1 protein-coding gene is annotated in these 3316 nt (G+C 72.8%); it reads left to right on the forward strand.

The window, feature by feature from the left end:
• Positions 1-357: 357 nt before the first annotated feature.
• The coding region (locus ABD308_RS06455; RefSeq protein ID WP_425554706.1) for a type I polyketide synthase at positions 358-3316 on the forward strand (2959 nt) is incomplete at its 3' end.

The following is a 3316-nucleotide window of genomic DNA, read 5'->3' on the forward strand; positions in this document are numbered from 1 at the left end:
CCACCCGTCGCCGGCGGCCGTCGCCCGCCACCTGCTGCCGGAGATCGTCCCCGACGCGGCGGGCCGGCCGCGGTCCGAGGAGGAGGAGATCCGGGCGCTTCTGGCGTCGATCCCGATCGACCGGCTGCGGATGGCCGGACTCCTGGGCACCCTGCGGGAACTGGCGGACAGTGAGACGCCCGAGGAGGCGACCGAGGAGGTCGGCGGTGCGTCGATCGACGACATGGATGCGGAAGCCCTGATCCGGATGGCGCAGGAGGACCTCGGGTGAACCCGGCCCAGCACGCCCTCGCCGCAATGAGCTCGGAGACGAAGGAATAGAGAATGGCCACCGATCAGAACCAGCTCATAGAAGCGCTGCGTAAGTCCCTCAAGGAGACCGACCGGCTCCGCCAGCTCAACAAGCAGATCCTCGCCCAGGCCGGCGAGCCGCTGGCGATCGTCGGCATGAGCTGCCGCTACCCGGGCGGAGTCACCACCCCCGAGCAGCTGTGGGAGCTCGTGGCGTCCGGCCGTGACGCCGTCACCGGCCTGCCCACCGACCGCGGTTGGGACGTGGAGCGGCTCTACGACCCGACCATGAGCCGGCCCGGCGCCGTCTCCACCAGCGGCGGCGGCTTCCTGGAGGACGTCGGCGAGTTCGACGCCGACTTCTTCGGCATCTCGCCGCGCGAGGCGCTGGCCATGGACCCGCAGCAGCGCCTGCTGCTCGAAGCCTCCTGGGAGGCCTTCGAACACGCCGGCATCGACCCGACGACGCTGCGCGGCAGCAACACCGGCGTCTTCTGCGGCGTCGGCACCAGCGACTACTGCGCGATGCCCGCGGGCAGCCTGCCGCAGATCGAGGGCCTGCAACTGACCGGCGGCGCGGCCAGCGTGTCCTCGGGCCGCATCTCGTACGTGTTCGGCCTGGAGGGCCCGGCGGTGTCCGTCGACACCGCCTGCTCCTCCTCCTCGGTCGCCCTGCACATGGCCGTGCAGGCGCTGCGCGCCAACGAGTGCTCGATGGCCCTGGTCGGCGGCGTCACCGTGATGTCCGGCCCGTTCATGCTGGCCGAGTTCAGCAAGCAGCAGGCGGTGTCGCCGGACGGGCGCTGCAAGGCGTACGCGTCCTCGGCGGACGGCACCGGCTTCGCGGACGGCCTCGGCCTGGTCCTGCTGGAGCGCCTGTCCGACGCCAAGCGCAACGGGCGGAAGATCCTCGGCCTGATCCGCGGCACGGCCGTCAACCAGGACGGCGCCAGCAACGGTCTCACCGCGCCCAACGGCCCCTCGCAGGAGCGGGTGATCCGGGCGGCGCTGGCGAACGCCGGGCTGACCGCCGCCGACGTGGACGCCGTCGAGGGCCACGGCACCGGCACCACCCTCGGCGACCCGATCGAGGCGCACGCGCTGCTGGCCACCTACGGGCGCGAACGCGAGGGCGAGCCGCTGTGGCTCGGGTCGATCAAGTCCAACATCGGCCACACCTCGATGGCCGCCGGTGTCGCCGGTGTGATCAAGATGGTGATGGCGATGCGGCACGGTGTGCTGCCCGCCACGCTGCACGTGGACGAGCCCTCGCCGCACATCGACTGGACGTCGGGTCGGGTCGAGTTGCTGACGGAGGCGCGGGACTGGCCGGTGGTGGACGGGCGGCCGCGTCGTGCGGCGGTGTCCTCGTTCGGTGTCAGTGGCACGAATACGCACGTGATCCTGGAGGAGGCGCCGGCGCAGGAGCTGTCCGAGCAGGCCGAGGCCGAGAAGCCGGCCCAGGCGGTGGCGGTGCCGGTGTCGGGTCGCAGTGCGGCGGCGGTGCGGGCGCAGGCGGAGCGGTTGCGGGCGCATCTGGTGGCGCGGCCTGAGCTGTCGCCGGCCGATGTGGGGTTCTCGGCCGCGACGACGCGGGCCCAGCTGGAGCACCGGGGTGTGGTGGCGGCGGCCGACCGTGAGCAGTTGCTGGCGGGTCTGGCGGCGCTGTCGTTGGGTGAGCCCTCGCCGCTGGTGGTGGAGGGCCGTTCGGCCGGTGGCACGGTGAAGCCGGTGTTCGTGTTCCCCGGTCAGGGGGCGCAGTGGGTCGGCATGGCGGTCGAACTGCTGGACTCCGCACCGGTGTTCGCGGCGGAGATCGCCGCGTGTGGTGACGCGCTGGCCGAGTTCGTGGACTGGAAGCTGGAGGACGTCCTGCGGGGTGCCGAGGGCGCTCCGTCGTTCGACCGGGTGGATGTGGTCCAGCCGGCGCTGTTCTCCGTCATGGTCAGCCTCGCGGCCCTGTGGCGTTCGTACGGTGTGGAGCCTGCGGCGGTCGTCGGGCACTCGCAGGGTGAGATCGCGGCGGCGTATGTCGCGGGCGGGTTGTCGTTGCGTGATGCGGCCCGGATCGTCGCGGTGCGCAGCCAGTTGGTGCGTGACAAGCTGGCGGGGCTGGGCGGCATGATGTCGGTGGCGCTGCCCGTCGACCGGGTCGAGGAGTTGCTGGCGCCGTACGCGGGCCGCCTCTCCGTCGCCGCCGTCAACGGCCCCTCCGCCGTCGTCGTCGCGGGTGAACCCGACGCGCTGGACGAGGTGTTCGGGGCCTGCGAGCGCGACGGCGTCCGGGCCCGCAAGGTCAAGGTCGACTACGCCTCGCACTCCCCGCAGGTCGAGATCATCGAGGCCGAACTGCTCGCCGCCCTGTCGCCGGTCGAGCCGCTCGCCGGCCGGGTGCCGTTCTACTCCACCGTGGTCGGCGAGTTCATCGACACCACCACGATGGACGCCGCGTACTGGTACAAGAACCTGCGCGGCCAGGTCGGCTTCGAGCCGGCCGTCCGTGCGCTGATCGACCAGGGCACCGGCTGCTTCCTGGAGATGTCCCCACATCCGGTGCTGACCATGGCGGTGGAGGACGCCGTCGAGGCGGCCGAGGCCGACGGCCGGGTGTCGGTGGTCGGCTCGCTGCGCCGCGGTGAGGGCGGCCTGCCGCGCTTCCTGCTCTCCCTCGGCCAGGCGCACACCGCCGGGGTGAAGGTCGACTGGGCGGCGGTCTTCGCCGGTGCCCGCCCGGTGCAACTGCCGACGTACGCCTTCCAGCGCAAGCACTACTGGCTGGACGCCACCGGCCTCGCCGACGCGTCGGCGGTCGGCCTGGGCCGGGTGGAGCACCCGGTGCTGGCGGCGGCCGTGCAGGTCGGCGACCGCGACGAGTGGGTGTTCACCGGCCGGGTCTCCGCGCAGGGGCAGCCGTGGGCCAACGACCACGCGCTGTTCGGCACGGTCGCCCTGCCGGGCGCGGCGCTGGTGGAGCTGGCGCTGTCGGCCGGCCGGCACGTCGGCTGCGCCGTGGTCGAGGAGCTGA

This window comes from Kitasatospora putterlickiae (assembly GCF_039527695.1).
Taxonomy (GTDB): domain Bacteria; phylum Actinomycetota; class Actinomycetes; order Streptomycetales; family Streptomycetaceae; genus Kitasatospora; species Kitasatospora putterlickiae.